The sequence below is a fragment of the Streptomyces sp. NPDC098781 genome (assembly GCF_044759995.1).
Taxonomy (GTDB): Bacteria; Actinomycetota; Actinomycetes; order Streptomycetales; family Streptomycetaceae; genus Streptomyces.
The window spans coordinates 302,719-328,839 of sequence record NZ_JBIWAK010000010.1; the positions used below are offsets into that span (position 1 = coordinate 302,719).

Genomic DNA, 26,121 nt, shown 5'->3' on the forward strand with positions numbered 1-26,121 from the left:
CATCAACGCCCGCCCCGTGACGGAGCGGGCGTTGAACCGGACGCTTCGTACGGCTACTTGAGCGCCTGGCTGTTGCAGCCCATGTCCGAGCCGAGGTGGCTGGGCTGCGCGCCCGGCGACCCTTCACCGTTGAGCGCGTTGGCCAGCACGCTGTTGAGGGCACCGACGTTGCCGAGGATGTCGATGTTCATGTCGTGCGAACGGCACTCGATGCCCTGCGTGATGTCGACGTCGTGGGCCAGGGCCTCACCGTGGGCGGCGGCGGTGCCCACGCCGAGGGAGCCGACGCTGCCGAGGACGGCACCCAGGAGGGCGGCCTTGTGAAGCTTGCGCATTTCTTCTCCGTTGGTCGAGCAGATGGGATGTGCGGCGAATGAGGTGGGAACGGTGGGCTCTTGCGGAGCCGTCAGCCGAGCCGGGGCAGACCGAGCTGGCCCACGGGGGGCGCCGCGACCTGTCCGAGACCGAGCCCGGGCACCTGCGGCGCGCTGGCCGGCGAGACCAGCGGGTTGATCAGCGGGTTCACCTCAGGGTTGACCTGCGGGTTCACCTGCGGCGCGACCCGCGGCGGGGGCTCCGGGTTGAACACCTGCGGGGCGGAGACCTGCGGGGCGACCTGCGGCATGACCTGCGGTGCCGTCTGCGGGGTGACCTGCGGCATGACCTGCGGCATCGACTGCTGCGGGGCCGGGCGCGGCGCGTTGGTCGCCTCCGCGAAGCCGCCGGACGAGGCGGAAGCGGTGGCGTAACCGGTCTCCTCGCGCGGGGCGGGCTGCGGAGCCATGTACTGCGGCGCCGGCTGTGGCTGCGGCTGGTACTGCGGCTGGTACTGCGGCCGGCTGACCTGCGCGACGCCGGACGACCTCGAGGCCGCCATCGCCTGCGGGGCGCTGTGCTGCGGCGGCGCGTACTGGGGAGCGGGCGCCGGGGCGTACTGCGGCGCGGGTGCGTACTGCGGCGCCGGGGCGTACTGGGGGGCCGGCGCGTACTGCGGCGCCGGGGCGTACTGGGGAGCGGGTGCGTACTGAGGTGCCGGGTGGTACTCGGGAGCGGGCGCCGGAGCGGCACCGGCGTACCCATAGGGATATTCGGCCGCCTCGCTGACGCCGGCGCCGATGGCGGTCAGACCGCCGGCCGCTGCGACGACGAGCGCGGCCTTGTGAAGCTTGCGCATGGAACCCTCGGCCCTTCATTACCTGTACAGGGAAATCCGTTGTATTTCAGTGCAGTCTTGCGTGTGCTCAGTCTGATATTCGTACTGCGCCCTTACAGGGGTAATGCCTGAGCTGTCATGTGGACTTCACGCCGGAGAAGCAGCGGATCCCGTTGCCTCTCTCTGATTCCTGCCACTGCCCTCTCTCCGCTGGCAACGACATTTCCCGGGCCAAGTCACGGGATCGGCCATTCAGTCACTCCATTGCCATCCATCGGATTTACACACACCTCTGGCAATCGGGTGACCCCGCCTCTGCTTACGTGACTGAATTCACGGTTCTCTCGTTCCGCACCAGGAGAGAGCGATGGTCCATCGCAGCCGCATTTCCATACGTTCCATGCACAGGTCAATGAAGGGCCGAGTTCCCATGCGCAAGCTTCAGCAGGTCGCGCTCATCGCAGCAGCAGCCAGTGGTCTGTCGGCCCTGGGCGTCGGCCCGAGCGTCGCCGACGTCCCCGTCGGGTACAACGGCACCGTTCCGCCACCGGTCGGGCAGCAGGACCTTCAGGCCACGTCATGGAGCCGTACCCAGGCCAGCGCGCAATCCTCCAACTCGCCCCACGCGCAGCGGCAGGCGGCGCCGCACCGCGAGGGCGCCGATGTCAGCCCGCAGGTCAACCCCCAACTGAGCCCGAAGATCAGCCCGCAGGTCAACCCGCAGCCGTCGGTGGCCCCGTCCGGGCCGATCGAGCAGGCCAACCTGTTCCGCCCGTACCAGGAGTGCAGCCCGCAGTCCCTGCTCAACGCCGCCGTCCCGGTCGCCGTACTCGCCGCGGCCGAGACCGAGGGCGTCGACTGCGACCAGGCCAACAGCCAGGCGAACTCCCTCGCGCACGCCCGCTACACGCGCTGAGCCGATGTCACGGCCTTGAACGAGGGCCTGTGACCAGCGACGCCGACGACGGGCCCCAACGCCGCCGACAGCCGGGCACCCGGGGCCCGTTCGCCCGATGTGCGACTTCCGGGTGCTTCCCGCGCGAGATCACGGGCCTCGGCGCGTCGTACCTACATGTCCAGATACTTCCTATTAATCTCCGGTAACTGTACGAAGTCGATCTCCTACAGATCGCACCCACCTCACTCCACCGGAGATGACATGCACAAGCTTCGCAAGGCTGCGGTCGTGGTCGCCGCCATCGGCACCGTCGGCCTCCTCGGCGCCGGCACGGCCACCGCCGACGGCCACGGCCAGGGCGGCAAGAGCGGCGGCGACAAGTTCAGCGTGCTCCAGAGCTCCAACTGCAAGTCGCACGACCTGAACGTCGACGTCCTGGGCAACGTCGGCCTCATCAACGGCCTGCTGGGCAACGGCCTCAACGGCGAGGGCAACCCGGCCGCGCAGGACACGCACCTGGGCTCGACCATGGGCTGCAACAACAGCGCCTTCTGAGGCTCTGACGGTCGCACAGACGACCGAAGCGGGAAGCAAAAGTCCCGGTACCGAGCCGCGAGCCCGGTACCGGGACTCCTTTTTGCGCCGGAATCACCTGCCGGGCACGGCAATTCAGGACCATCGGCCAAGGTAGTGAGACTTTTCCGAATTCGGCGTGCCGCCGATTGCGTCGGAATACTTCCTATTAGCCTCCGTAATTGTACGAAGTCGATCTGCGACAGATCGACCCACTCCACTCCACCGGAGATGAACATGCACAAGCTCCGCACGGCCGCCGTCATGGTCGCCGCCCTCGGGAGCCTCGGACTCCTGGGCTCCGGCGCCGCGCACGCCGACGGCGACTTCGGCAAGAAGGGCAACAGCATCGAAGTCCTTCAGAGCTCGAACTGCCGGTCGCACGACGCCAACGTCGACATCCTCGGCCAGGTCGGCATCGCCAACGGCCTCGGCGGCAACCTGCTGAACGGCGAGGGCAACCCCGGCGCGCAGGACACGCACCTGGGCTCCAGCATGGGATGCAGCAACAGCGCCTTCGGCAAGTGACGTAGGACAGATCCTTCTCCGGTGCCCCGGCCCCAGGCCGGGGCACCGGTCTTTGTGCCCGGACACACGAATGCCGGACCGGGATCATTTCCCGGTCCGGCATTCGCGTGTCCGACTCAGAAGTCGAACTTGGGGAGCTGGACCCCCTTGGGCAGCTCGGCCCTGTTGTTGCACTCCACCACCGGACCGCTCGACACGGAACCGCTCTCCGCCAGCCGCTCGTCGGACCGGACGAAGCGGGGCCGCTCGGTCGTGGAGCAGTCGTGCTTCTGCTGGACGACGTACCCGTCGCGCTTGTCCTTGCGGACGACCTCGCTCTTCTTGATGCAGACGATGTCTCCCTGGGCGGTGATCGTGCACTGCCCCTTCGGGTCGTCGGCGTACGCCGGCGCCGCGCCGCTGTAGATCACGGCGAGAGCCCCGAGAAGCCCGGAGACGGTTGCGATCTTCTGTCGACCGATCATGTGCTGCGTTCCTTTTGCCTTGGAGAAGGTCGAAATGCCGCAGCCCGGCCGCGCTCCCCGATGGGTCTGCCGCGCGTCCGGGCTGCGTTTGCTAAGGGTGTTGTCCAGCACACCGTTGAACAGCCCGACCTGGTCCAGGAGCTGGGGCGTCAGATCGTGTGCCGTGCATTCGGTGTTCCGTGGAATGTCGATGCGCCTTTGCCCTGAAACTCACGCATCGACGCTCGGCGTCTTCTTACTTGGCGGCGTACTCGCCGTAGCCGTACTCCGGCGCGACGGCCTTGGGGGCAGCCTCGGGAGCGGCGACCGGCGCGGCCTCCGGAGCGGCGACGGGCGCGGCGTGCGGAGCAGCCTCAGGGGCAGCGGCGGCCTTGTCGTACGGGGCACCCCACGTGGCCATCGCGTTGGCCGTCGAGTTGGCCACCGCGGTGACGGCCTGGCCGTCCCAGTCGTCCTCGTGGGCGGAGGCGGTACCGGCACCGACACCGACACCGAAGGCGGACAGTCCGGCAACCGCGGCCGCTACGACGGCAACGCGCTGAAACCTGCGCATAGTTAGACCCTTTCTTCCCGGGCACGAAGCCCTGGTTTGACTACTTAATGTGAGCATATACAAGCGAACCGTAGCAATTTGGGACCTTTGCCCCTTCTCTGTGTCGTGTCGGGCCATGCCAAAGACACCGGTGCGCACACCGATTTCCTGAAAGGGAAACGACCCTTCCCCGTGGTCGGGTCACGGGCGCCGCCGACCGGTCACCCATTTGCCGACAACTCCGTTGTGACGGCACGAAAAACGGCGGACGGCCGGATCCGGTGGTCCCGGTCCGGCCGTCCGCCGCGCGAAGAGCCTCAGCCCAACAGGCGGGAGATCAACGGGGTGGCCTCGTCCCTGTCGTTGGTGTTGTTGGAGATGGGGGCCGGAGCCTCGGTCACCGGCGTGGCCTGCTCGGCGCAGGTGATGTGGGGACCGATCCGGGTCTGCCCGTTGGACAGCAGACCGGGGCTCGGCAGGGTCAGGGGCTGCGTCGGCTGGCAGTTCACCGAGCGGCGCAGCACGAAGCCGTCACCCTCGGGGGTCTGGCCGGTGATCTGCTGGGTGCAGATGATGTTGCCCTGGTTGTCGAGGGTGCAGACGCCGGGGCCCGCCGCGTGGGCCTGGCCTACTCCGAAACAGGTCATGGCGAGGCCGCCGAGAAGCCCCGTGACAGCCATGAACTTCTTCCCGGTGAACATGTGTTGTGTCTCCTTTTTGTGGGGGGTGTTCGCTGACGAAAGGAAGGAGGACTGACAAGGACCGACAAGGACCGACCCGGGCAGGCGGCCGGCCGACAGGGGGCCAACCGCTCATCGCCGCATCGCAGTTCAGGGCCGACGCGAACGCGTACGGGCCGCAGGAGCACGATCGCGCTCCGGGCAACCGCACAGGGACGGGCCCCTTCGGGAGTGACCCCGAAGGGGCCCGCGAGAGGCGTCGCGCACGACTACGTCGCCGACCTCAGCCGGTGAAGGCGTTGTTGAACTGACCGCAGGTGGTGTCGAAGGTCTCGGAAAGGCCGAGGACGGCGACCGGCACATCGGTCGCGGCCACCGTCTGGGGGCTGCACTCCTGGTACGGGCGGTACAGGTCCGACACGGACGGCGTGACGTCGTAGGCGACGCTGGTGCCGGCACCGATGGCGGACAGGCCGCCGGCGGCCGCCGCGGCGATCATGACCTGGGAAAGCTTGCGCATGGAACCCTCGGATTTCATTACATGTACATCGAGGCTGATTGCCTACTGTGACGGAACGAACACTAGCAGTAGCGATCCTATTCCACGCCGGTACATGTCCCGTGTCCCAATGGGGACATGGGGACACGAAAGGGGAATGGGAAAAGACGTGCGGGGCGGTGTCATTTCGACTACCGCCCCGCCATGGAAGAGCCCCCTGTCGGATTCGAACCGACGACCTGCTGTTTACAAGACAGCCGCTCTGGACCAACTGAGCTAAGGAGGCCTGCACGCGCTGTCACGCACGCGCCCGTGCAGTGTACCCAGGTTCCGAGGACGCCCTGTCGAAAATTTCCGCGAAGTTCACATGCCTCCAGGTACTGACATACGGGCGAACGCCGGGTACCGTCCAGATCCAGTCCGTACATGTGGACTAAACCAACCACCTTCCTACAACGGATCGTCCGGCACGTTCCTGCCGGTAGAAGGGGGCCCATTCACCATGGCCACTGTCTCGTTCGACAAGGCGACCCGGATCTACCCGGGCACCGAGAAGCCCGCCGTGGACGCGCTCGACATCCACATCGAGGACGGCGAGTTCCTCGTTCTGGTCGGCCCGTCCGGCTGCGGCAAGTCGACCTCGCTCCGCATGCTGGCGGGGCTGGAGGACGTCAACGCCGGCGCCATCCGAATCGGTGACCGCGACGTCACGCACCTGCCGCCCAAGGACCGGGACATCGCCATGGTGTTCCAGAACTACGCGCTGTACCCGCACATGTCCGTCGCCGACAACATGGGCTTCGCGCTCAAGATCGCCGGCGTCAACAAGGCGGAGATCCGCAAGAAGGTCGAAGAGGCCGCGAAGATCCTCGACCTCACGGAGTACCTGGACCGCAAGCCGAAGGCGCTCTCCGGCGGTCAGCGCCAGCGTGTCGCCATGGGCCGCGCCATCGTGCGTGAGCCCCAGGTCTTCCTCATGGACGAGCCGCTGTCCAACCTGGACGCCAAGCTCCGCGTCTCCACCCGTACGCAGATCGCCTCGCTCCAGCGCCGTCTCGGCATCACCACCGTGTACGTCACTCACGACCAGGTCGAGGCCATGACGATGGGCGACCGCGTGGCGGTCCTCAAGGACGGTCTGCTCCAGCAGGTCGACACCCCGCGCAACATGTACGACCGCCCGGCCAACCTCTTCGTCGCCGGCTTCATCGGCTCCCCGGCCATGAACCTGGTCGAGGTCCCGATCACCGACGGCGGCGTGAAGTTCGGCAACTCGGTCGTGCCGGTGGACCGCGACGCGCTCTCCGCCGCCCCCGACAAGACCGTCACCGTGGGTGTCCGCCCCGAGCACTTCGACGTGGCCGGCTCCGAATCGGACCAGGGTCTCGCGGTCACCGTCAACGTCGTGGAGGAGCTGGGCGCCGACGCGTACGTCTACGGCACCGCCAAGGTCGGCGAGGACTCCAAGGACCTCGTCGTCCGGGTCAGCGGCCGTGACGTGCCGGAGAAGGGCAGCACGCTGCACATCGTCCCGCGCTCCGGCGAGACCCACGTGTTCTCCACCTCCACGGGTGAGCGGCTCTCCGACTGAGCGCACACCGGGACATACCGGCAGGACATCCCCGGGTAATTCACCCAGGTTGACGAAGAGGGCCCCGCAGAGCGCTGCGGGGCCCTCTTCGTTGTCGACAAATACCCCGGCATAGCGGTCATTTCGAGCGCTGTACGTCAACACGCAACCTGGGTTTGAGGGGCTCTTCGTCCCTCGAACCGGTGACTAAATGTCGCCATATCAGTACCGAACGCTACCCTCACTCGCGTGAAGCACTCCACCACCCAACAGACACGACGCGGCCACCGGGGCCCCGCCCGCCAGCTCGGCCGCACCATCGCCTTCGTCCTGCCCGTCGTCCTGGTGCTCTCCGGGACGCTCGCGGTCACCCGGGTCAACTGGTCGGGGGACCCCTCGGACTCGGTGCTCACCGCGACCGACGTATCGAGCGCGGGTGACGCCAGGAAGTCCGCCCCGCGCGCCCCGCAGGACGTGCTGCGCGACCAGCTGCTGACCGAGTTGCAGGAGAAGGACCCGGGCGTCGCCCTCACCCACCTCCAGCAGGCCGTGGACGAGCGACCGTCGCTCGCCCGGCACTGCGCCTCGATCGCCCGCGCGCTCGGCCGGGCCGCGGTGCGCGTGTACGGTCCGACGCGGGCGCAGTCGTACTCGCGGCCCGTGTGCGACACGGCCTTCGCCTCGGGTGTCGCCACTGCGCACGGATAGGCCCCGGAGGCCCCAGAGGGCCCCCAGGGGGTCCCCTTTCGAGGAACGACTGCCGGCGGATGCCGTGGGCGGGGCGCCGCGTACAGTTCGGGCATGACTGATCCGAACGCCGCGTCCCGCCCCGTTCAAGCCGTGGTCCTCGCCGGGGGCCAGGGGTCCCGGCTGCGTCCGTACACCGATGACCGGCCCAAGCCGATGGTCGAGATCCCCGGAACGGGGACGCCGATCATCGGCCATCAGCTTTCCTGGCTCGCCGAGGAAGGTGTGACGGATGTGGTGATCAGCTGCGGTCATCTCGCCGAGGTGCTCCAGGAGTGGCTGAAGTCGGCCGACCTCCCGGTGCGGGTCACCACCGTCGTCGAGACGGAGCCGCTCGGGCGGGGTGGCGGACTGAAGTACGCGGCGGCGCATCTGCCGCATCCGGAGAAGCCGTGGTACGCGACGAACGGTGACATCTGGACCCGGTTCTCGCTGCGCGACATGGCGGACTTCCACGCCGAGCGGGACGCCACGGCGACGCTCGCCCTCGCGCGGCCGCGCATTCCGTGGGGCGCGGTGCAGACGGACGGTTTCGGGCACATCACGGACTTCATCGAGTCCCCGCCGTCGACGTTCGAGATCAACGCCGGTGTGTACGTCTTCTCCCCTGCCTTCGCCGATCTGCTGCCCGAGCGCGGCGACCACGAACGTACGACGTTCCCGCACCTCGCCCGTGAGCGGCGGCTGGCGGGGTTCCCGATCCCGCAGGGGGCGTACTGGCGGGCCATCGACACCGCGAAGGACCTGACCGAGGCGGCGAAGGAACTGGCCGCGCTGGGGCGGTGAGCAGGCCCGCGCCGGGGGATGTCCCCTTGCCGCGGCACGCGGCTGCGCGTAGACGCCGAGCATGACGATGAGGGGCCCCGGACGGATTCGCCGTCCGGGGCCCCTCATCGTCATGTTCGGCGGCCGTGTGATGTCAGCCGGTGGGGCCCTTGCCGAGCAGGTCGCCCACCGGCCCGCCTACCCCAACAGGCCGCCCACCAGGCCCGGTTCGTCGTCCGTGGAGCCGCCGCCCGTCGAGCCGCCGCCGGAGGTGGGGCCTCCGGACGTGGGGCCGGTCGTGGTGCTGGGGGCCTCGTCGGCGGGGGTGGTCTGCTCCGGCGGAGCCTGTCCCTCCGTGCCCTGCGTCTGGCTGGGCGTGCCGACGCCCGAGCTGCCCGCGTCGCTGGTGGCGCCCGGCGTGGTCGCCGCGCCGGACGGGGTGGCCGCACCCGATGTGGCGCCCTGGGTGGGCGAATTGGAGGCGGACGGCGTCTTGTCGCGCTGCCTGTCCGACTCCTCGGGCAGGGGAGAACCCGGGAGTTCGTTGCGCGGGGCCTCGCCGGGGCCGGGGACCACCACGCGGTCGGCGTCGCGCACCGCCCCGCCCAGCAGGGAGCCGATCAGCAGGGTGAGACCGGTGACGATCGCCGTGATCAGGGCGCCGCGACGCAGCACGTACTGGCGAAGCTCCCAGATGTCCGAGCGGGGGCCCAGCCGGCGCCAGGCCATGCCCGCGAGCCGGCCGTCGATGGAGTAGACGGGGGCACCGGCGATGATCAGCGGGGACCAGGCGGCGAGATAGATGATGTCGGGGGCGTCGTAGGCGGGGACGCTCTTCCAGCTGACGGTGACCAGCAGCGCGGCGGACAGCAGGGCGCCGACCACCGCGGCGACGCGCTGCCAGCAGCCCAGGACCGTGAGCACCCCCACGATGACCTGGAAGAAGGCGATGACCAGGCCGGAGCCCACGGGGTGTTCGAGGGCGAACTGGCGCAGTGGCTCCGCCACTTCCCAGGGGTGGAGCGTGTTCAGCCACTTGACCATGGAGCCGCGCTGGCCGCCGTCGAAGTAGACGGGGTCGCACAGCTTGCCCATGCCGGCGTAGATCGAGATGAATCCGAGGAAGACCCGGAGCGGGAGCAGGACCACGCCGAGGTTCATCCGGCGGCCCGGGTAGTAGGCGTGCCGTGCCGGGTCGTCGCCGGAGCGCCTGGGTGGAGCGCCGGTGTCGTCCTCGCCCTCCGCCCGCTCGAAGCCCTCGGCGTCGTACGCGAATTCCTCGTCGTACGCGCTCTCGACCGTGCGCATGCCGGGCAGCAGTCGGGTCTCGTGGGACTCGTGCGTGCGCTGCGGTCCGACGATCGGCGTCTCGACCGTCTGCGCCATCTCGTCGTCGTAGGGGTCGTAGCCGTCATAGCCGCCGCCGACGTCGACGCGCGGGATGACCTGGGTGCCGCCGCCGACGGGGGCCGACTCGTCGCCGTGGCGGACACTGCCGTCCCGCACGGCCTGGAGCAGGCGGTGGGCCCCGGTGTCGTCGGGCGCGGACGTGCCGTTCCAGACGGCGACGCGGCGGCGGGGGCCGGAGGCCGCGCCCGCTCTGCCGGCCGCGCCCACGACGGGGAAGCGGGCGGTGTCCTCGGTGGCGCTCAAGTGCCGTGCGATCTGCGGGGATTTGGTGCGCCCGGTCGACGCGCCCAGCAGCACGCGGAAGCTCGCGTGATTGACGATGATCTGCGCCGGATCGCTCGGCACCTTCACCATGCTCAGCGCGGGAGCGTCGTCGTATCCCGACGAGCGGTCCCCCGTGGGTGTGCGGGGTGTTCTGGTGTCCACACTCAACTAACCGAGTGACATGTGGTTAGGACACTGCTTTGACCGGTCCGATCTGTCCGGACCCCGTCAAAGATGCGCAGGTCGCACCACTGTCACCAGAATTAACCCGCACGGGTGACGTCACGGACTTCTGTTCAGACGCGTCGACGGGCCGCCTCGTACAGCACGATGCCCGCCGCCACACCGGCGTTGAGCGACTCGGCGCCGCCCGGCATCGGGATGCGGACCCGGTGGTCGCACGTCTCGCCGACCAGGCGGGACAGGCCCTTGCCCTCGCTGCCGACCACAATGACCACCGGGCCGTCGAGGGCCGCCAGGTCACCGAGTTCGGCCTCGCCGTCGGCGGCCAGACCGACGACCACGATGCCCGCCTTCTTGTACGCCTCCAGGGCGCGGGTCAGGTTCGTGGCGCGGGCGACCGGGGTGCGGGCCGCGGCGCCCGCCGACGTCTTCCAGGCGCCGGCCGTCATGCCCGCCGCGCGGCGCTCGGGTACGACGACGCCGTGGCCGCCGAAGGCCGAGACCGAGCGGACGACCGCACCGAGGTTGCGCGGGTCCGTCACACCGTCGAGGGCGACGATGAGCGGGTCCTCGCCACCGTCGTAGGCGGCACTGGCGAGGTCCTCGGGGTGGGCGTACTCGTACGGCGGGACCTGGAGGACCAGACCCTGGTGGTTGAGGCCGTTCGTCATGCGGTCCAGCTCGGGGCGCGGGGCCTCCATGAGGTTGATGCCGCCGCGCTCGGCGGCGAGCTGGAGGGCCTCGCGGACGCGCTCGTCGTTGTCGATGAACTGCTGGACGTAGAGCGTCGACGCAGGAACGCCCTCGCGCAGCGCCTCGACGACCGGGTTACGGCCGACGACCAGCTCCGAGGTGCCCTTGCCGCCGCGGCCACGCGGCGCGGGACGGCGTACGGACTGCTTCGCCTTGGCATTGGCGACGCGGTTCTTCTTGTGTCCCTTGCGCATCTCGGCGGGCGGGGTCGGGCCCTTGCCCTCCAGGCCCTTGCGCCGCTGGCCGCCACTGCCGACCTGCGCGCCCTTCTTGCCGGACATGCGGCGGTTGTTCGCGGCCATGATCTACCCGTCTGTCGTGAAGCTTTTCGTACGTACGTCTATGAAGTGTGCCGCCCGGAAGGCCGGGCGGCACAATCGATCACCGTCGGCGGCTAGCGCGGGCCCAGGCTCCAGCGCGGACCCTGCGGGCCGTCCTCGATGACCAGGCCCGACTGGCCGAGCTGGTCGCGGATGGCGTCCGCGGTGGCCCAGTCCTTGCGGGAGCGGGCCGCCTCGCGCTGGTCGAGGACCATGCGGACCAGGCTGTCGACCACGCCGTGCAGGTCCTCGCCGCGGTCGGTCTCGCCGACCCAGTGCGGGTCGAGCGGGTCCAGACCGAGGACGCCGAGCATGGCCCGTACCTCGGCGAGGCGCGCCACGGCGGCTTCCTTGTCGTCGGCGGCCAGAGCGCTGTTGCCCTGCCGGACCGTGGTGTGCACGATGGCGAGCGCCTGCGGGACGCCCAGGTCGTCGTCCATCGCCTCGGCGAAGGCGAGCGGGACCTCGGCGGCCGGCTCGACGACGCCGGCCTTCTCCACCACGCGCTGCACGAAGCCCTCGATGCGCGCGAACGCGGACTCCGCCTCGCGCAGGGCCTCTTCGCTGTACTCGATGGTGGAGCGGTAGTGCGGGGTGCCCAGGTAGTAGCGCAGCACGATCGGGCGCCACTGCTTGACCATCTCGGACACGAGCACGCTGTTGCCGAGCGACTTCGACATCTTCTCGCCGCTCATGGTGACCCAGGCGTTGTGCACCCAGTACTGGGCGAAGTCGTCGCCGTAGGCCTTGGCCTGGGCGATCTCGTTCTCGTGGTGCGGGAAGATCAGGTCGAGGCCACCGCCGTGGATGTCGAAGGCGGAGCCCAGGTACCGGTGCGCCATCGCCGAGCACTCCAGGTGCCAGCCCGGACGGCCCCGGCCCCACGGCGTCTCCCAGTCCGGCTCGCCCGGCTTGGCGGCCTTCCACATCGCGAAGTCGCGCGGGTCACGCTTGCCGGTGATGCCCTCCTCGGCGGGCTGGCGCATCTCGTCGAGGTCCTGCCGGGACAGCTCCAGGTAGGAGGGCCAGGAGCGGACGTCGAAGTAGACGCTGCCGTCCGCCTCGTAGGCGTGTCCGCGCTCGATGAGACCGCGCATCATCTCGACCATCTCGGTGACATGGCCGGTGGCGCGGGGCTCGTACGTCGGCGGGAGGCAGCCGAGGGCGGTGTAGCCGTCGGTGAAGGCGCGCTCGTTCTCGTAGCCGATGGACCACCAGGGGCGGTCCTGGTCGGCGGACTTGGCGATGATCTTGTCGTCGATGTCCGTGACGTTCCTGATGAAGGTCACGTCATAGCCGCGGTACTCGAACCAGCGGCGCATGATGTCGAAGTTCAGGCCGGAGCGGATGTGGCCGATGTGCGGCGCGGCCTGCACGGTGGCGCCACAGAGGTAGATCGAGACGCAGCCCGGCGTGAGCGGGGTGAAGTCACGGATCTGCCGGGCGCTGGTGTCGTACAGGCGAATAGTCACGGTGCCTAGGGTAGTGGGCCGGTGGGAGTGCGTGGGGCCGCGCCTTGTTGTCGGGTGCGGCTCGGTGGGGGCTGGTCGATACCGCCCCGCGCCCCTGGGTCGGGCCGGTCAGCCTTCTCGAACCACCAACGCGGTCGCGATGGCCATCAAGCCCTCTTCTCTCCCGGGAAAGCCCAGACCGTCCGTCGTCGCTCCCGACACCGACACCGGGGCTCCCGCCGCCTCCGACAGGATCTTCTGGGCCTCGTCCCGGCGCTTGCCGATCTTCGGGCGGGGGCCCACCACCTGGACCGCGATGTTGCCGATCCGGAAGCCGGCTTCGCGGACGATCCGGGCCGCCTCGGTGAGCAGTACGACGCCCGAGGCCCCCGACCACTCGGGGCGCCCCGTGCCGAAGTGCCGGCCCAGGTCACCGAGGCCGGCTGCCGAGAAGAGCGCGTTGCAGGCGGCGTGGGCGACGACGTCCGCGTCGGAGTGGCCGGCCAGTCCCGGGCCCTCGCCCTCCCACTTCAGCCCCGCGCACCACAGCTCGCGGCCCTCCTCGAAGGCGTGGATGTCGGTGCCGATGCCGACCTGGGGCAGCAGGGGTGCGTCAGAAGCCATCGTTCAGCCTCCGGCGCGCCAGGACCGCCTCCGCGAGGACCAGGTCCAGCGGGCGGGTGACCTTGAAGGCCTCCTCGTGGCCGGGCACGACCACGACGGTGAGGCCGAGCTGTTCGACCATGCTCGCGTCGTCGGTGACGTCGCCGGTCACCGTCTCGTGGGCACGGATCAGCGTGGCGCGGTCGAAGCCCTGCGGGGTCTGTACGGCACGCAGGCGGGCGCGCGACGGGGTGGCCACCACCGGCTCGGGGTCCCCGGGGGTCCGCGCGGGCTCGACTTCCTTGACCGTGTCGGCGAGCGGCAGCGCGGGCACCACGGCCGGCGCTCCGTCCCGTACGGCCTCGATCACGGCGTCCACCGTGTCCACCGGCACCAGCGGGCGGGCCGCGTCGTGCACCAGGACGATGTCGCAGTCCGGCGGCAGCGCGTCCAGGCCGAGCCTGACGGACTCCTGGCGGCTCTCGCCGCCGGGGACCACCAGGAAGTCGGTGCGCTCGGGCAGCGCGTGCGCGTCGAGCAGCGACTTGACCTCGGCGGCGCCGTCGGGCGGCGCGACCACGACCACCAGCGAGACCGCGCGGGACGCGGCCAGCGCGCGGACGGCGTGGATGAGCATGGGCGTGCCGTTCAGGGCGCGCAGCGCTTTGGGGGCGCCCGGACCGAGGCGTACGCCCCGTCCCGCGGCGGGGATCACGACGGCCGTACGGGTGCCGGCGGAGGTTCCCGGGCGGTCTCCCGAGGGCGAAGGGCGCGAATCGTCAGACATCGGTTCCTGTCAGGTTTGTGTGCTCGGCCTACTTGGGTATGGCCTCAGCGTGCCGGGCGCGACGCCTTGACCGCACCCTTCCGTGACAGCGGTCGAGCATGCTGCCCGGGCCCGGCACATCAAGTATCGGGGGCACCCCCGAGGCAAGACGTACAGCCTCTGTGCGCGGAGACATCGCGAACATGCCGCAGCGCCCGGCGACAGCAGCTATGTCATCGGGCACCGCGGCACTTTTATGAAAATGCTCAGCGCTGTGCTGAACTGAGGCGGATGAACCTCGTCAGGACGCGAGGACCTCGTCGAGCAGGGCCTCGGCCTTGTCCTCGTTGGTGTTCTCCGCGAGGGCGAGCTCGCTCACCAGAATCTGGCGGGCCTTGGCGAGCATGCGCTTCTCACCGGCGGAGAGTCCGCGCTCGCGCTCACGACGCCACAGGTCACGCACGACTTCCGCGACCTTGATGACATCGCCGGAGGCGAGCTTCTCCAGATTTGCCTTGTAACGACGCGACCAGTTCGTGGGCTCCTCGGCGTACGGCGCGCGCAGCACCTCGAAGACCCGGTCCAGCCCGTCCTGACCGACCACATCACGCACGCCGACGAACTCCGCATTGTCCGCTGGCACACGTACCGTCAGGTCACCCTGGGCGACCTTCAGCACCAAGTAGGTCTTGTCCACGCCTTTGATCTGGCGAGTTTCGATAGCCTCGATCAGCGCGGCCCCGTGATGGGGATAGACCACGGTGTCGCCAACCTTGAACGTCATGTGACAGGTACCCCTTCCGTGGCTATCCAGGGTAACACGGAAACGGCGGGTTCTGAATGGCGTTTTCGCAGGTCAGGGCATATCTCGGGGCTTGACAACTCCAACAGGAACGTGCTGCGCGGGCCGACCGGAAGCGGGTATTCGCAGGTGGGAGCCGCTCTGCGGGCAAGGGGAAACGCGCACGTTACACACATCCGGCGGCGCCTCCGAGTGGCCGAACGTACACATATGTCCGCTTCCAAGTGTGCGAGTTCCGCTACTCCGTTCGGCGCCCCGAGTCGGTACCGGACGATTCCCGGAATTGATCACGGCCAGGTGGACGGCGTGATCGGTGATCAATTCCGGGAGGGGCGCGTATTCCTTCACGGAAATTTTGCGCGGGCGCTTGCGAGGGGCTTATGTGAATGACGGACGAGCGCCCCCGCAATGTGACTCCTGGGTCACTTGTGGGTGAAGAACCGGGTGTGGAAGAGGTACTTCGGCAGCTCTTCGGCCGCCGAGGGGAGGGTCGGGTGCGATCGCGCGGGAACGGCTCGGTAACCTAAGGCCGCTGACAGACACTTAGGGCGGCTTTACGCGCCCGCCCCGTTCGAGTCAAGGAGTTGCCGCCGCCGTGAGCAGCAGCCTTCGACGCGGCGCACTCGCTGCCGCCGTCCTCGCGTTCTCGATCACCTCGCTCGCCGCGTGCGCAGCCGGCAACAACGCACAGACGCTGGAGATCAAGCCGGACAACGCGGCCACCAGCGTCGGCGACATCAAGATCCAGAACGCTCTCGTCATCACCCAGCCCGACCTGGAGTCCACCGGCCCCGCCGTGATCTCCGTGGCCCTGTTCAACACCGGCAGCACCCCGCAGACGCTGGACGCCATCAAGGTGGACGACACCGACAAGACCGCCGAGCTCAAGGCCGCCAAGGGGGGCAGCCTGACCATCCCGGCCGGCGGCCGGCTGATCATCGGCGGCAAGGACAACGCCTCCGCCACGCTGCCCAGCAGCCGTGAGGCGATCCAGGACGGCAACGCCCAGCGGATCACCTTCACCTTCAGCAAGACCGGCGACGTGAGCCTGCGTGCCTTCGTCGTGCCGGCCGAGCACTACTTCGAGGGCTGGGGCCCGAGCGAGGTCCCGTCGGCGCCGGGCACGACGTCCTCGCCGAGCGGTTCGCCGAGCGCCACCCCGGGCGAGGAAGCCGGGGCCACGCCGAGCGGCGAGGCCTCCGGGAGCGCCACGGCGACCGCCGGTTCCGGCACGGGCGCCGGAGCGGGCGACGAGGCCGGCACCGCGACCCCGGCCGACAGCGCCTCGCAGTCGGCGGCCGGTCACTGAGCGGTCGTAGCAGGCCGTAGAACAGCAGAAGACAGAAGAAGGGCGGGGCCCCCGAAATCGGAGGCCCCGCCCTTCGTGTTCCAGCCGGGTGGTTTACGGCTCGAACTTGTAGCCGAGGCCACGCACCGTCACCAGGTAACGCGGCGCGCCCGGGTCCGGCTCGATCTTGGCGCGCAGGCGCTTGACGTGGACGTCGAGGGTCTTGGTGTCACCGACGTAGTCGGCACCCCAGACCCGGTCGATGAGCTGCATACGGGTCAGGACGCGACCCGCGTTGCGCAGCAGCATCTCCAGCAGGTCGAACTCCTTGAGCGGCAGGTCGACCTTGGAGCCGGAGACCGTGACCACGTGACGGTCCACGTCCATCCGGACCGGGCCCGCCTCCAGGGCGGCCGGGGTGACCTCCTCGGGCTCGCCGCGGCGGCGCAGGACGGCCCGGATACGGGCGACCAGTTCGCGCGAGGAGAACGGCTTGGTGACGTAGTCATCGGCTCCTATTTCCAGGCCGACGACCTTGTCGATCTCGCTGTCCTTGGCGGTGACCATGATCACCGGGACGTTGGAGCGGCCGCGCAGCTGGCGGCAGACCTCTGTGCCCGGCAGGCCGGGCAGCATCAGGTCGAGGAGGACGAGGTCGGCGCCGTTGCGCTCGAACTCGTCGAGTCCGTCGGGCCCGGTGGTCGCGACGGCGACCTCGAAGCCCTCCTTGCGGAGCATGTACGACAGGGCGTCGGAGAAGGACTCCTCGTCCTCGACGACAAGCACTCGGGTCACGGAAGGACCTCCGGGGCGGAAAGCGTTTCGTACGCGGCTGAGTCAGGGGAAGTGGGGGATTTTGACAGTGCGGGCTGGCCGGCCTCGTCGTCGAGATCGGGGTGCTGCTGAGCGCGGTCGCGGGCCGCACCCGCCTCCGGCAGTCGCAGGGTGAACGTGGAGCCCTGTCCCTCGGAACTCCACACCGTGACCTCCCCGCCGTGCGAGGCGGCCACGTGCTTGACGATCGCGAGACCGAGACCGGTGCCACCAGTGGCACGGGAACGGGCTGGGTCGACGCGGTAGAAGCGCTCGAAGATGCGCTCCTTGTCCTTCTCCGAGATGCCGATGCCCTGGTCGGTCACGGCGATCTCGATATGGTCCCCGCCCGAGGCACCGATCCGGCGTGCGGCGATGCCGACGCGGGTGCGGGCGGGCGAGTAGTTGACGGCGTTCTCGACGAGATTACCGAGGGCGGCGGCGAGCTGGCCGCGGTTGCCCCAGATGCTGAGATCCTCGGTGCCGCCGGCCGCCATGGTGATCTGCTTCGTTCCGGCGGCGTGCCGGCAGCGGTCCATGGCCTCGGCGACGAGTTCGTCGACGCGGACGGGCTCGGCGTCCTCCAGCGGATCGTCGTTCTGCACCCGGGACAGGTCGATGAGCTCCTGCACCAGGTTGGTCAGCCGGGTCGCCTCGATCTGCATGCGGCCCGCGAAGCGTTCCACGGCCTCGGGGTCGTCGGAGGCGTCCATGACGGCCTCGGACAGCAGGGAGAGCGCGCCGACCGGGGTCTTGAGCTCGTGGCTGACGTTCGCCACGAAGTCGCGTCGTACCGCCTCTATCCGCCGGGCCTCGGTGAGGTCCTCGACCAGGAGGAGGACGAGGCGGGAGCCGAGGGGCGCGACACGGGCGGACACGGCGAGCGCCTCGCCGCGTCCGGTGCCACGCCTGGGGAGGTCCAGCTCGACCTGCCGTATCTCGCCGTCGCGTCTGGTGTCCCGGGCCATCTGGAGCATGGGTTCGACGGAGAGCTTGCCGCCGCGCACCAGACCGAGGGCGTACGCCGCCGAGCTGGCCTTGACGACCGCGTCCCCCTCGTCGAGAACCACCGCGGAGGAGCGCAGCACCGACAGGACCGTGTCCACGCCGGGTGGCAGGACCGGGTCGGTGTGCAATGAGGTCCGGGTGGGTCGCTTCAGGTCGCGTTCGCTCCAGCGGAACGCCAGCATGGCGATGACACCGGTGAGAACCCCGGCGATCGCTGCCGCTGCGGCGACCGCCGCGTTCACGTCCATGCATCCAGGTTAGGCATGTCGTGGGCAGTGCCCACAGCCGTCGGAGTGCGAGCTCGAACACTCGTCGCCCAGAGTTCACCTTGGAGCCAGTGCTGGTTCATTTGGGGTGGCGGAAACGGACGCGTAGGAACCGGATCGTAGAGCCGTGGGGTTCACACAGCCGGTTCTGCGCATAGATCACATGGTCGGTTTAGCGTAGACATCGCACTGGCGGTTTCACGACAGTCCGACTGACGTTTTCGCGACGGTCCTACTGTCGGAGGTCCTGACCGTAGGACCGTCGGTCCGAATCCATGACAGGACTGCCGGTCCGACGACAGTCTCCTGGCCCCCGGAACCCCCGAGGCAGACGTAAGAGAGGGACCCTGATGCGGGACGCGTACCACGAGGAACTGGACTCGATCGGCGACAGTCTGGTGGAGATGGCCCGGCTGGTCGGGTCGGCGATCGGGCGCGCCACGGCGGCGATCCTGGACTCCGACCTGAAGATGGCCGAGAGCGTGATCGAGGGCGACCAGAAGGTCGACGATCTCCAGCACGACCTGGAGGGCCGGGCCATAGCACTGCTGGCGCGCCAGCAGCCGGTGGCCACGGATCTGCGGATAGTGGTCACCTCGCTGCGCATGTCGGCGGACCTGGAGCGCTCGGGCGACCTGGCCCAGCACGTGGCGAAGCTCACGCGGCTGCGCTACCCCCAGCGCGCGGTGCCGCAGGACCTGCACGCCACCATCCTGGAGATGGGCCAGCTCGCGCAGCGCCTGATGGCGAAGGCCGCCGAGGTGATCGTCACCAAGGACGTCGACCTCGCGATGCAGCTGGAGCAGGACGACGACGAGATGGACCTGCTCCACCGCACGCTCTTCCAGCACCTGATGGACGAGCGCTGGAAGCACGGCATCGAGACGGCGGTCGACGTGACGCTGCTCGGCCGCTACTACGAGCGGTACGCCGACCACGCGGTGGCGGTCGCCAAGCGGGTGGTCTACCTGGTGACGGGTGAGCACGCCGACGAGATCCAGCCCGACATCCAGCCGGACATCCAGCCGGTCTCGGGGGTGGAGGGGGCGTAGCCCGCTTCGTGCCGGGGGCTCGGGCCGGGCACTCTTCGGGCCTCTGTGCGCCGTTGACGCGCCTGGCGGGGCGGGCATGGAATGGGCACAGGCTCCAGCCTCTAGGAGGGACCATGGCCGAATCCCCCAGCACCTCCGGCACGACGCCCGACCCCACTCAGGAACGCCCGACCGAGCAGCCCGCCGACATCAGGAGCCTTCCGCTCTTCGGCGCCTGCGGCTGCGGCTCGGGGTGCGGGTGCGGGTGCCAGTCCGGCAATCCCTGCCAGTGCGGGTGAGGGTGTAGGACAAGGAGTACCGCGGCGCACGACGCCGCGGATCTCGTACGACGACGAAGGGCCCCGGCCGTGACGCCGGGGCCCTTCGTCGTCGTATCCGACCACTCCGCTACGGCAGTGCCTGCTCGGCCCAGATCACCTTGCCCTGTGCGGTGTAGCGCGTGCCCCAGCGCTCGGTCATCTGCGAGACCAGGAACAGGCCCCGGCCGCCCTCGTCGGTCGTCGCGGCGTACCGCAGATGCGGCGAGGTGCTGCTGGCGTCGGACACCTCGCAGATCAGCGTGCGGTCCCGGATCAGCCGTACATGGATCGGGTCGCAGCCGTAACGGATGGCGTTGGTGATCAGCTCGCTCAAGACGAGTTCCATCGCGAAGCCGAGCTCGGCCAGTCCCCATTCCTCCAGCTTGTCCGAGACGGCCTCGCGCATCCCCGACACGGCCGACGGGTCCGGCGGCACGTCCCAGTCGGCGACCTGCTCGGACGGCAGGGCCCGGGTGCGGGCGATCAGCAGGGCGACGTCGTCCTTGGGGCCCTCGGGCAGCAGTTCCTCCACCACCGCCTGGCAGCTCTCCTGTGGGGACCGGTCCGGGCGGCCGGCCAGCGCCTTGCGCAGCAGTTCCTGGCCCACGTCCAGGTCGCGCGTACGGTCCTCGATGAGGCCGTCGGTGTAGAGGACGAGCTGGGTGCCGTCGGTGAGGTCGAGTTCGGCGGTCTCGAACGGCATGCCGCCGAGGCCGAGCGGCGGCCCGCCCGGCAGGTCGGGGTAGCTGACCTCGCCGTCGGGGCTGACCAGCGCGGGCGCGGGGTGGCCCGCGCGTGCCATGACGCAGCGGCGGGTCACGGGGTCGTAGACCGCGTACAGGCAGGTGGCGCCGACGACCTCCGCGGCCGTCTCCGCGCGGGCCTCGTCCTGGTCGATGCGGCCGACCAGGTCGTCGAGGTGGCTCAGCAGTTCGTCGGGCGGCAGGTCGAGGGTGGAGAAGTTGTGCACCGCGGTGCGCAGCCGCCCCATGGTGGCCGCGGCGTGCAGGCCGTGGCCGACCACGTCGCCGACGACCAGCGCCACCCGGCTCCCGGGCAGCGGAATCACGTCGAACCAGTCCCCGCTCACCCCCGACTGGGCCGGAATGTAGCGGGAGCCGACGTCGAGGGCGGACTGCTCGGGCAGGGCCCGCGGCAGCAGGCTGCGCTGGAGGGTGACCGCCAGGGCGTGCTCGCGGGTGAACCGGCGGGCGTTGTCGATGCTGACCGCGGCACGGGCCACCAGCTCGTCGGCCAGCGACAGCTCCTCCTCGTCGAACGGCCCGTGCTGCTTGGTGCGCCAGAAGTTGACCATACCCAGCACGGCGCCGCGGGCCTGGATCGGGGCGGCGATGAGCGAGTGGATGCCGTAGTCGAGGATCTGCCAGGTGCGTTCCGGATCCTGCGCCTGCCAGCCGGTCGCGGTCGTCAGGTCGGGCACCAGCTCGGAGCGGCCGGTGCCGTAGCCGCGGGCCTGTGGGGTGGAGGGCAGGAAGTCGATCAGCCTGCCCTTCTCGTAGAGGGGATGGTCGTCGCGGACACCGTGCACGGCGACCCGGCACATGTCGGTCGCCGTCGGGGCCGGCTCCTCGCCCTGTACGACGCCGTCGGCCAGGTCGACGGTGACGAAGTCGGCGAACCGGGGCACGGCGATCCGCGCCAGCTCGTCGGCCGTGCGGGCCACATCCAGGGTGGTGCCGACGCCGAGCCCGGCGTCGTACAGCAGCTTGAGCCGCTCGTGCGCGGTCTCGGCCCGGCCCGACACCGCTTGCAGCTCGGTCGTGTCGCGGAGCGTGACCACGGTGCCCCCGGGGCCTGGGCCCTGGTCGGTGTGCCGCTGGTTGATGGCGAGCAGCCGGTCCCCCGCGAAGTGCACCTCGTCGGTGGCCTCACGGCCGGAGTCGAGCAGGTCGACGGTTTCCGCGTCGAGGCCGGACAGCTGTCCGACGTGCCGTCCCTCGGCGTCCGGGGGCAGTTCCAGCAGCCGCCTGGCCTCGTCGTTCGCCAGCAGCAGCCGTCCGTCGTCGTCGATGATGAGCACGCCCTCGCGCACCGAGTGCAGCACCGCGTCGTGGTGCTCGTACATGCGGCTCATCTCGTCCGCGGCCAGGCTGTGGGTCTGCCGGCGCAGCCGCCTGCTCACCAGCGCGGTGCCGGCCGTCGCGACCACGAGGGCCCCGGCGCCGGCGGCCAGGATGATCGGCAGTTGCCGGTTGACCTCGCTGGTCACGTTCTTGACCTTCAGGCCGGCGGAGACCAGGGCGGTCACCTCGCCGTCGGCGTCGTTCACGGGGACGGTCGCCTGGACCTCGTCGCCCAGCGGGCCGTGGACGCTCTCGGTGTACACCTTGCCCGCCAGCGAGGGCTCGATCGTGCCGACGAAACGCTGGCCGATCCGGTCCTGCATGGGGTGGGTGTAGCGGATCCCGTGGGTGTCCATGACCACGATGAAGTCCACGCCGGCGCCGGTGCGGCCCGCCTCGGTGAGCGGCTGGAGCACCTTCGACGGGTCGGGGGCCCGCAGCGCGGTCAGGACGCCCGGGGAGTGCGCGAACGTCTGCGCCACGGCTATGGACCGGCGCTTCGCCTCGGTCTGCGTGTCCCGGCTCGACTGGAGGATCAGGGCGACGACGCCACACGCCACGAGCAGCACGACCAGCGCCACCTGGAGCACGAACACCTGGCCGGCGACGCTTCGGGGGCTCTTGCCGACCAGGGAGCGCAACGACACTCGCTCAAACCGGTCGAATCGGTCGGACATGTGGGCATTCTTAGCATCAGTGCTATCTGCTGGCTACGGCCTGTCCAAGCAATGGACCTGATCGCCCGGGGGGTGGGCAGGGTCCGGGGGTGGGTCAGGGCACCGGCGACGGCGCCGGCCGTGCGGCTACCGCGTGCCCTCCACCCCTTCTTCACGGTCGAGTTCGGTCAGCAGCCGGCGCAGGGATGCCCTGGTGGTCCGGATCTCCTCGTCGGGTACGGCCGCGAAGAGAGTGCGGTGCTGTTCCGCGGCCCGGTCGGTCACGCGGGCCAGCGCCTCCCTGCCGCTCGGGGTCAGCGTCAGCAGCGGCGAGCCGCGGTGATCCGGGTTGGCCTCATAGGTCGCCAGCCGGAGGGACACGAGATCGTTGGCGACCCGCTGGACGTTCTGGCGGCTCACGCCGAGGCGGCGGGCGGCCTGGGGGGCGGTGAGCGGGTGCTCGGAGACCGCGCTCAGCACCTGCCAACGGGCCTGGGTCAGCCCCTCGGCCCCGGCGGTCCGCTCACCGAGGCGACGCAGCGCACCGGCGGCCTCCAGCACATCGGCGATCAGCAAGGCCGTCTCGTCCGTCTCGTCGGGCATCCCGCGCCTCCTCGTTTGACAACACATTGCCGTACCGGCAACATGTTGTCATGTTACTCGAACACCGACCCGAAAGACAGGCAGGACAGCCCATGCCCAGGATCGATCTCTACCGGAACGTACACATGGGGCAGCGCGCACGACTGTTCACGCTCGCCGTCGAACTCGGAGCGGCGGACATCTCGCGCAACGGCGCCGCCGCCGAGCAGGCGGACCGCTGCCTCGCCATGACACGGGAACTGCGCGAGCACGCCGACCACGAGGACACCTACATCCATCAGCTCCTGCGGGAGCGCTCACCGCAGGCGGCGGACGCGCTGGAAGCCGAGCACGTACGCCTCGACGCGGCCTTCGCGGCGCTGGACGACCGGGCCCGGGACCTGCCCGGCACCCCCGCCGACGCGCTGCCCGAGGCCCAGCACGCGCTCTATCTCGCGCTGGGCGAGGTGATCAGCGCGTATCTCGCCCATCTGCACCTGGAGGAGACGGTCGCGATGCCGGCGCTGTGGCAGTACGCCGACGAGAAGGAACTCAGCGCCCTACTGGCCGCCTTCCGCGCCTCCCGCACCCCCGAGGAGACCCTCACCGACCTGCACAGAATGCTGCCCGCCCTGCCGCCCACGCCCCGCGCGGCGATCGTGCGCGACGTCCTCGACAACACGCCGGGCCCGGCGGAGCGGACACTGGCCTCGGTCTCCGCGACTCTCAGCCCGGAGCAGCGCAACCGGCTCGGCCATGACCTCGGGATGGCGGAGGTGTGACACTGCTCCCGTGAGAGTCATCGGCATCCTGCGGGAGTGGCATGGCGACGAGGGCTGGGGAGTCATCGAGTCCGACACCACCCCGGGCGGCTGTTGGGCCCATTTCGGCAGCGTACTGAGGGGCGGCTACCGCTCGCTCAGCTCGGGCCAGACGGTGTCGTTCACCTTCGAGCGCGGCCGGCAGGACGGATACGACTACCGGGCCACCGCCGTGTGGACCGCAGACGAGCGCCCCGAGGAGCCCGCCGCCCCCGCGGCCCCCGCCGCCCAGCAGCCGTCGGCGGCCTACCGGAGCACCCTGCACCTGGAGTTCGACGCACCGGCGGGCGGTGCTGAGGCCGACCGCCCCGACTGAGGCCGCGTGGGCATCAGGGGTGGACGCGCCGGAGCCGCCCCGCCCCCCGTACATCCACTCCCGGTGCTAACCCCGCCACCGCACCCCGTGCCACCGCCGCAGCCGGTGAACTTCCCACCAGGCCACCGCGGTCACCGACACCGGGCCACCGAGGAACGCGCAGACCGCGATCGGCACCGGGCCCGGCGGGAGACCGCCCGTCGACAGGCTGAGGAAGGCGAACACCCAGACCAGGACGGAGGTGACCAGCGCGGGCAGCGCCGCGTTCAGGGCGGACAGGTTGAAGGCGTGGCGCAGCGCCGGGCCGGAGGCGAAGCCGAGGAAGAAGATCACCCACCAGAACGGCGCCCAGCACACGAACATCACGGACGCCCAGAGCAGCACATTGGTGTTGCCGGACAGCAGACCCATTCCGTCGGCCGCCGCCGTGAACAGCAGCGGCACCAGCGTCCAGGCACCGAAGTACCAGAGGGCGGACCGGCCGGCCGGCCACAGCTGCGTCCGCATCGCCCGCCGCGTCCCGGACCTGGCCACACAGAACAGCAGCGCCACCGCCACCGTCGCGCTCAGCAGCGCCAACCAGGGCGCGAACAACACCCGTTGCAGGAACTGCCCCGGTGCTTCCGCCACGTCCTCCCAGCCGCCGTAGACGGCCAACAGCAGCACGGAGATGGTGAGGGCCAGCCAGGCCCGCACCCGCTGCACCCGGAGCACCACGGGATCTTCGACCTGCCCGCGCGGGCGTACGGGGAAGACCTGGCGCGCGATACGGCGGGCCGTACGGGCCAGCTGGTAGCCGACCAGCAGCGGCACGGTCAGCCACCAGAAGCACGGGAGGAGCAACACCAGGACCACCCAGGAGGACACCTGCTCCCGCCGCCCCCGCAGCACCTCACCCAGCGGCGGCCATTCGTCCTCACGCAGCCGCCGCCACAGCGGTGTGTACGGCCGCGGCGGATCGCCCAAGGTCCGCGTGCCGCCGTACAACGACCGCCCGGCCGGGCTGGGTTCGTCGATGCTCATGGCGTCCCCTCCAAGATCCCGGTAAGGGACGCACCCCGGCCCGGCCGCGGTTCCCGAGCCCAACGACAAGGCCCCCGACCGGCGGAGAGACCGCGGGTGGGGGCCTTGATCGGGTTGGGCTACTTCTTCTTGCCCTGGTTCTTGACCGCCTCAATGGCAGCCGCGGCCGCCTCCGGGTCCAGGTACCTGCCACCCGGCGTCACCGGCTTGAAGTCGGCGTCGAGCTCGTAGTACAGGGGGATGCCCGTCGGGATGTTCAGGCCCGCGATGTCGGCGTCGGAGATGCCGTCGAGGTGCTTGACCAGGGCGCGGAGGCTGTTGCCGTGGGCGGCGACCAGGACCGTGCGGCCGGTCAGGAGGTCGGGGACGATGCCGTCGTACCAGTACGGGAGCATGCGGATGACGACGTCCTTGAGGCACTCCGTGCGCGGACGCAGCTCCGGCGGGATCGTCGCGTAGCGCGGGTCGTCCGACTGGGAGAACTCCGTGCCGTCCTCGAGCGGCGGGGGCGGGGTGTCGTAGGAACGGCGCCACAGCATGAACTGCTCCTCGCCGAACTCCGCGAGGGTCTGCGCCTTGTCCTTGCCCTGGAGGGCGCCGTAGTGGCGCTCGTTCAGGCGCCAGCTGCGGTGGACCGGGATCCAGTGGCGGTCGGCCGACTCCAGCGCCAGCTGGGCCGTGCGGATCGCGCGCTTCTGGAGGGACGTGTGGACCACGTCGGGGAGAAGGTCGGCGTCCTTCAGGAGCTCGCCACCGCGGACCGCCTCCTTCTCGCCCTTCTCATTGAGGTTGACGTCCACCCAGCCGGTGAACAGGTTCTTCGCGTTCCATTCGCTCTCGCCGTGGCGGAGGAGGATCAGCTTGTACGGTGCGTCGGCCATGCCTCAGAGCGTAATCCACGCATTCAGGCCTCAGGAGGCCCGCCCACCAGCCGGACAGCCGCCCGTCAGTT

Annotated in this window: 29 protein-coding genes and 1 tRNA gene; 11 read left to right on the forward strand and 19 right to left on the reverse strand. The window is 69.9% G+C overall.

Features of this window, described 5'->3' with window-relative positions; all coding sequences use genetic code 11:
- Positions 1-53 precede the first annotated feature (53 nt).
- Complete coding sequence (locus ACIQWG_RS34930) at positions 54-335, reverse strand: hypothetical protein (protein ID WP_404103148.1); 282 nt, start codon at positions 333-335, stop codon at positions 54-56.
- Between the two features lie 71 nt (positions 336-406).
- Positions 407-1,174, reverse strand: a complete 768-nt coding sequence (locus ACIQWG_RS34935; protein WP_404103151.1) for a hypothetical protein — start codon at positions 1,172-1,174, stop codon at positions 407-409.
- A 409-nt stretch (positions 1,175-1,583) separates the two neighbouring features.
- On the opposite strand from ACIQWG_RS34935, the gene ACIQWG_RS34940 reads away from it, so the two are divergent.
- The 3 genes from ACIQWG_RS34940 to ACIQWG_RS34950 all read left to right on the forward strand — a co-directional run bounded on the left by ACIQWG_RS34940 (position 1,584) and on the right by ACIQWG_RS34950 (position 3,152).
- The gene (locus ACIQWG_RS34940; RefSeq protein WP_404103154.1) at positions 1,584-2,069 is read left to right on the forward strand and encodes a hypothetical protein; all 486 of its coding nucleotides are present in this window, start codon (positions 1,584-1,586) and stop codon (positions 2,067-2,069) included.
- A 243-nt stretch (positions 2,070-2,312) separates the two neighbouring features.
- Positions 2,313-2,606: a hypothetical protein gene (locus ACIQWG_RS34945; RefSeq protein WP_404103157.1), complete on the forward strand. Its 294-nt coding sequence runs from the start codon at positions 2,313-2,315 to the stop codon at positions 2,604-2,606.
- A 255-nt stretch (positions 2,607-2,861) separates the two neighbouring features.
- Complete coding sequence (locus ACIQWG_RS34950; RefSeq protein WP_404103159.1) at positions 2,862-3,152, forward strand: hypothetical protein; 291 nt, start codon at positions 2,862-2,864, stop codon at positions 3,150-3,152.
- Between the two features lie 116 nt (positions 3,153-3,268).
- Here the strand turns inward: ACIQWG_RS34950 and ACIQWG_RS34955 are convergent, their stop codons facing one another.
- From ACIQWG_RS34955 to ACIQWG_RS34975, 5 genes are all read right to left on the reverse strand, one after another.
- On the reverse strand, positions 3,269-3,616 hold the full coding sequence (locus ACIQWG_RS34955) for a hypothetical protein (RefSeq protein WP_404103162.1): 348 nt from the start codon (positions 3,614-3,616) through the stop codon (positions 3,269-3,271).
- Between the two features lie 235 nt (positions 3,617-3,851).
- Complete coding sequence (locus ACIQWG_RS34960; RefSeq protein WP_404103165.1) at positions 3,852-4,169, reverse strand: hypothetical protein; 318 nt, start codon at positions 4,167-4,169, stop codon at positions 3,852-3,854.
- A gap of 296 nt (positions 4,170-4,465) precedes the next feature.
- Complete coding sequence (locus tag ACIQWG_RS34965) at positions 4,466-4,849, reverse strand: hypothetical protein (protein WP_404103168.1); 384 nt, start codon at positions 4,847-4,849, stop codon at positions 4,466-4,468.
- A gap of 262 nt (positions 4,850-5,111) precedes the next feature.
- Positions 5,112-5,348: a hypothetical protein gene (locus ACIQWG_RS34970; protein ID WP_404103171.1), complete on the reverse strand. Its 237-nt coding sequence runs from the start codon at positions 5,346-5,348 to the stop codon at positions 5,112-5,114.
- A 190-nt stretch (positions 5,349-5,538) separates the two neighbouring features.
- Positions 5,539-5,613: transfer RNA gene (locus ACIQWG_RS34975), tRNA-Thr, on the reverse strand.
- Between the two features lie 216 nt (positions 5,614-5,829).
- Between ACIQWG_RS34975 and ACIQWG_RS34980 the strand changes: the two genes are divergently transcribed.
- The 3 genes from ACIQWG_RS34980 to ACIQWG_RS34990 all read left to right on the forward strand — a co-directional run bounded on the left by ACIQWG_RS34980 (position 5,830) and on the right by ACIQWG_RS34990 (position 8,430).
- Entirely contained in the window at positions 5,830-6,918 is a 1,089-nt protein-coding gene (locus ACIQWG_RS34980) for an ABC transporter ATP-binding protein (protein WP_404103173.1), read from the forward strand.
- 228 nt (positions 6,919-7,146) lie between these two features.
- On the forward strand, positions 7,147-7,605 hold the full coding sequence (locus ACIQWG_RS34985) for a hypothetical protein (protein ID WP_404103176.1): 459 nt from the start codon (positions 7,147-7,149) through the stop codon (positions 7,603-7,605).
- Positions 7,606-7,698: 93 nt separating this feature from the next.
- The gene (locus ACIQWG_RS34990; RefSeq protein ID WP_404103180.1) at positions 7,699-8,430 is read left to right on the forward strand and encodes an NDP-sugar synthase; all 732 of its coding nucleotides are present in this window, start codon (positions 7,699-7,701) and stop codon (positions 8,428-8,430) included.
- Positions 8,431-8,607: 177 nt separating this feature from the next.
- Here ACIQWG_RS34990 and ACIQWG_RS34995 read toward each other — a convergent pair whose 3' ends face one another.
- From ACIQWG_RS34995 to ACIQWG_RS35020, 6 genes are all read right to left on the reverse strand, one after another.
- Positions 8,608-10,245 (reverse strand): DoxX family membrane protein, encoded by a 1,638-nt coding sequence (locus ACIQWG_RS34995; protein WP_404103516.1) that lies wholly within the window; start codon positions 10,243-10,245, stop codon positions 8,608-8,610.
- 134 nt (positions 10,246-10,379) lie between these two features.
- On the reverse strand, positions 10,380-11,321 hold the full coding sequence (gene rlmB / locus ACIQWG_RS35000; RefSeq protein WP_404103183.1) for a 23S rRNA (guanosine(2251)-2'-O)-methyltransferase RlmB: 942 nt from the start codon (positions 11,319-11,321) through the stop codon (positions 10,380-10,382).
- Positions 11,322-11,413: 92 nt separating this feature from the next.
- Entirely contained in the window at positions 11,414-12,811 is a 1,398-nt protein-coding gene (gene cysS, locus ACIQWG_RS35005) for a cysteine--tRNA ligase (protein WP_404103186.1), read from the reverse strand.
- 108 nt (positions 12,812-12,919) lie between these two features.
- Entirely contained in the window at positions 12,920-13,414 is a 495-nt protein-coding gene (gene ispF, locus ACIQWG_RS35010; RefSeq protein WP_404103189.1) for a 2-C-methyl-D-erythritol 2,4-cyclodiphosphate synthase, read from the reverse strand.
- Positions 13,404-14,180 carry a 2-C-methyl-D-erythritol 4-phosphate cytidylyltransferase gene (gene ispD / locus ACIQWG_RS35015; protein WP_404103192.1) on the reverse strand — a complete coding sequence of 259 codons (777 nt, stop codon included), beginning with the start codon at positions 14,178-14,180 and terminating at the stop codon, positions 13,404-13,406. The genes ispF and ispD overlap by 11 nt, the downstream gene beginning before the upstream one ends.
- Before the next feature lie 280 nt (positions 14,181-14,460).
- A complete protein-coding gene (locus tag ACIQWG_RS35020; protein WP_003953493.1) occupies positions 14,461-14,943 on the reverse strand; it encodes a CarD family transcriptional regulator in 483 nt (160 codons plus the stop codon).
- A gap of 613 nt (positions 14,944-15,556) precedes the next feature.
- Here ACIQWG_RS35020 and ACIQWG_RS35025 point away from each other — a divergent pair.
- Positions 15,557-16,270: a DUF461 domain-containing protein gene (locus tag ACIQWG_RS35025; protein ID WP_404103195.1), complete on the forward strand. Its 714-nt coding sequence runs from the start codon at positions 15,557-15,559 to the stop codon at positions 16,268-16,270.
- 93 nt (positions 16,271-16,363) lie between these two features.
- On the opposite strand, the gene ACIQWG_RS35030 is transcribed toward ACIQWG_RS35025, so the two are convergent.
- Both ACIQWG_RS35030 and ACIQWG_RS35035 read right to left on the reverse strand, forming a co-directional pair.
- Positions 16,364-17,044: a response regulator transcription factor gene (locus ACIQWG_RS35030; protein WP_015659563.1), complete on the reverse strand. Its 681-nt coding sequence runs from the start codon at positions 17,042-17,044 to the stop codon at positions 16,364-16,366.
- Positions 17,041-18,318 carry a sensor histidine kinase gene (locus ACIQWG_RS35035; protein ID WP_404103198.1) on the reverse strand — a complete coding sequence of 426 codons (1,278 nt, stop codon included), beginning with the start codon at positions 18,316-18,318 and terminating at the stop codon, positions 17,041-17,043. The genes ACIQWG_RS35030 and ACIQWG_RS35035 overlap by 4 nt, the downstream gene beginning before the upstream one ends.
- Before the next feature lie 368 nt (positions 18,319-18,686).
- Here ACIQWG_RS35035 and phoU point away from each other — a divergent pair, with 368 nt between their 5' ends.
- Entirely contained in the window at positions 18,687-19,388 is a 702-nt protein-coding gene (gene phoU / locus ACIQWG_RS35040; RefSeq protein WP_404103201.1) for a phosphate signaling complex protein PhoU, read from the forward strand.
- Positions 19,389-19,501: 113 nt separating this feature from the next.
- Entirely contained in the window at positions 19,502-19,666 is a 165-nt protein-coding gene (locus ACIQWG_RS35045) for a hypothetical protein (RefSeq protein WP_404103204.1), read from the forward strand.
- A gap of 109 nt (positions 19,667-19,775) precedes the next feature.
- Here ACIQWG_RS35045 and ACIQWG_RS35050 read toward each other — a convergent pair whose 3' ends face one another.
- Positions 19,776-22,448: a SpoIIE family protein phosphatase gene (locus ACIQWG_RS35050; RefSeq protein WP_404103207.1), complete on the reverse strand. Its 2,673-nt coding sequence runs from the start codon at positions 22,446-22,448 to the stop codon at positions 19,776-19,778.
- A 126-nt stretch (positions 22,449-22,574) separates the two neighbouring features.
- A complete protein-coding gene (locus ACIQWG_RS35055; protein WP_404103210.1) occupies positions 22,575-23,030 on the reverse strand; it encodes a MarR family winged helix-turn-helix transcriptional regulator in 456 nt (151 codons plus the stop codon).
- A 92-nt stretch (positions 23,031-23,122) separates the two neighbouring features.
- Here ACIQWG_RS35055 and ACIQWG_RS35060 point away from each other — a divergent pair, with 92 nt between their 5' ends.
- Positions 23,123-23,791: a hemerythrin domain-containing protein gene (locus ACIQWG_RS35060; protein WP_404103213.1), complete on the forward strand. Its 669-nt coding sequence runs from the start codon at positions 23,123-23,125 to the stop codon at positions 23,789-23,791.
- Positions 23,792-23,801: 10 nt separating this feature from the next.
- Positions 23,802-24,146 (forward strand): cold shock domain-containing protein, encoded by a 345-nt coding sequence (locus tag ACIQWG_RS35065; RefSeq protein ID WP_404103216.1) that lies wholly within the window; start codon positions 23,802-23,804, stop codon positions 24,144-24,146.
- A 66-nt stretch (positions 24,147-24,212) separates the two neighbouring features.
- Here ACIQWG_RS35065 and ACIQWG_RS35070 read toward each other — a convergent pair whose 3' ends face one another.
- Positions 24,213-25,169: a hypothetical protein gene (locus ACIQWG_RS35070; protein ID WP_404103219.1), complete on the reverse strand. Its 957-nt coding sequence runs from the start codon at positions 25,167-25,169 to the stop codon at positions 24,213-24,215.
- 119 nt (positions 25,170-25,288) lie between these two features.
- Positions 25,289-26,050 carry a phosphoglyceromutase gene (locus tag ACIQWG_RS35075; protein ID WP_404103222.1) on the reverse strand — a complete coding sequence of 254 codons (762 nt, stop codon included), beginning with the start codon at positions 26,048-26,050 and terminating at the stop codon, positions 25,289-25,291.
- Between the last annotated feature and the right edge of the window lie 71 nt (positions 26,051-26,121).

Bases quoted from the DNA above. Each gene is read 5' to 3' on its own strand.
- ACIQWG_RS35035 (WP_404103198.1), bottom strand. From the start codon at position 18,318: ATGGACGTGAACGCGGCGGTCGCCGCAGCGGCAGCGATCGCCGGGGTT.
- phoU (WP_404103201.1), top strand. From the start codon at position 18,687: ATGCGGGACGCGTACCACGAGGAACTGGACTCGATCGGCGACAGTCTG.
- ACIQWG_RS34945 (WP_404103157.1), top strand. From the start codon at position 2,313: ATGCACAAGCTTCGCAAGGCTGCGGTCGTGGTCGCCGCCATCGGCACC.
- ACIQWG_RS35075 (WP_404103222.1), bottom strand. From the start codon at position 26,050: ATGGCCGACGCACCGTACAAGCTGATCCTCCTCCGCCACGGCGAGAGC.
- ACIQWG_RS34965 (WP_404103168.1), bottom strand. From the start codon at position 4,849: ATGTTCACCGGGAAGAAGTTCATGGCTGTCACGGGGCTTCTCGGCGGC.
- rlmB (WP_404103183.1), bottom strand. From the start codon at position 11,321: ATGGCCGCGAACAACCGCCGCATGTCCGGCAAGAAGGGCGCGCAGGTC.
- ACIQWG_RS35045 (WP_404103204.1), top strand. From the start codon at position 19,502: ATGGCCGAATCCCCCAGCACCTCCGGCACGACGCCCGACCCCACTCAG.
- ACIQWG_RS34930 (WP_404103148.1), bottom strand. From the start codon at position 335: ATGCGCAAGCTTCACAAGGCCGCCCTCCTGGGTGCCGTCCTCGGCAGC.
- ACIQWG_RS34955 (WP_404103162.1), bottom strand. From the start codon at position 3,616: ATGATCGGTCGACAGAAGATCGCAACCGTCTCCGGGCTTCTCGGGGCT.
- ACIQWG_RS35050 (WP_404103207.1), bottom strand. From the start codon at position 22,448: ATGTCCGACCGATTCGACCGGTTTGAGCGAGTGTCGTTGCGCTCCCTG.
- ACIQWG_RS34970 (WP_404103171.1), bottom strand. From the start codon at position 5,348: ATGCGCAAGCTTTCCCAGGTCATGATCGCCGCGGCGGCCGCCGGCGGC.
- ACIQWG_RS34950 (WP_404103159.1), top strand. From the start codon at position 2,862: ATGCACAAGCTCCGCACGGCCGCCGTCATGGTCGCCGCCCTCGGGAGC.
- ACIQWG_RS34940 (WP_404103154.1), top strand. From the start codon at position 1,584: ATGCGCAAGCTTCAGCAGGTCGCGCTCATCGCAGCAGCAGCCAGTGGT.
- ispF (WP_404103189.1), bottom strand. From the start codon at position 13,414: ATGGCTTCTGACGCACCCCTGCTGCCCCAGGTCGGCATCGGCACCGAC.
- ispD (WP_404103192.1), bottom strand. From the start codon at position 14,180: ATGTCTGACGATTCGCGCCCTTCGCCCTCGGGAGACCGCCCGGGAACC.
- ACIQWG_RS34990 (WP_404103180.1), top strand. From the start codon at position 7,699: ATGACTGATCCGAACGCCGCGTCCCGCCCCGTTCAAGCCGTGGTCCTC.
- ACIQWG_RS34980 (WP_404103173.1), top strand. From the start codon at position 5,830: ATGGCCACTGTCTCGTTCGACAAGGCGACCCGGATCTACCCGGGCACC.
- ACIQWG_RS35020 (WP_003953493.1), bottom strand. From the start codon at position 14,943: ATGACGTTCAAGGTTGGCGACACCGTGGTCTATCCCCATCACGGGGCC.
- ACIQWG_RS34935 (WP_404103151.1), bottom strand. From the start codon at position 1,174: ATGCGCAAGCTTCACAAGGCCGCGCTCGTCGTCGCAGCGGCCGGCGGT.
- ACIQWG_RS35060 (WP_404103213.1), top strand. From the start codon at position 23,123: ATGCCCAGGATCGATCTCTACCGGAACGTACACATGGGGCAGCGCGCA.
- ACIQWG_RS34960 (WP_404103165.1), bottom strand. From the start codon at position 4,169: ATGCGCAGGTTTCAGCGCGTTGCCGTCGTAGCGGCCGCGGTTGCCGGA.
- ACIQWG_RS35070 (WP_404103219.1), bottom strand. From the start codon at position 25,169: ATGAGCATCGACGAACCCAGCCCGGCCGGGCGGTCGTTGTACGGCGGC.
- ACIQWG_RS35055 (WP_404103210.1), bottom strand. From the start codon at position 23,030: ATGCCCGACGAGACGGACGAGACGGCCTTGCTGATCGCCGATGTGCTG.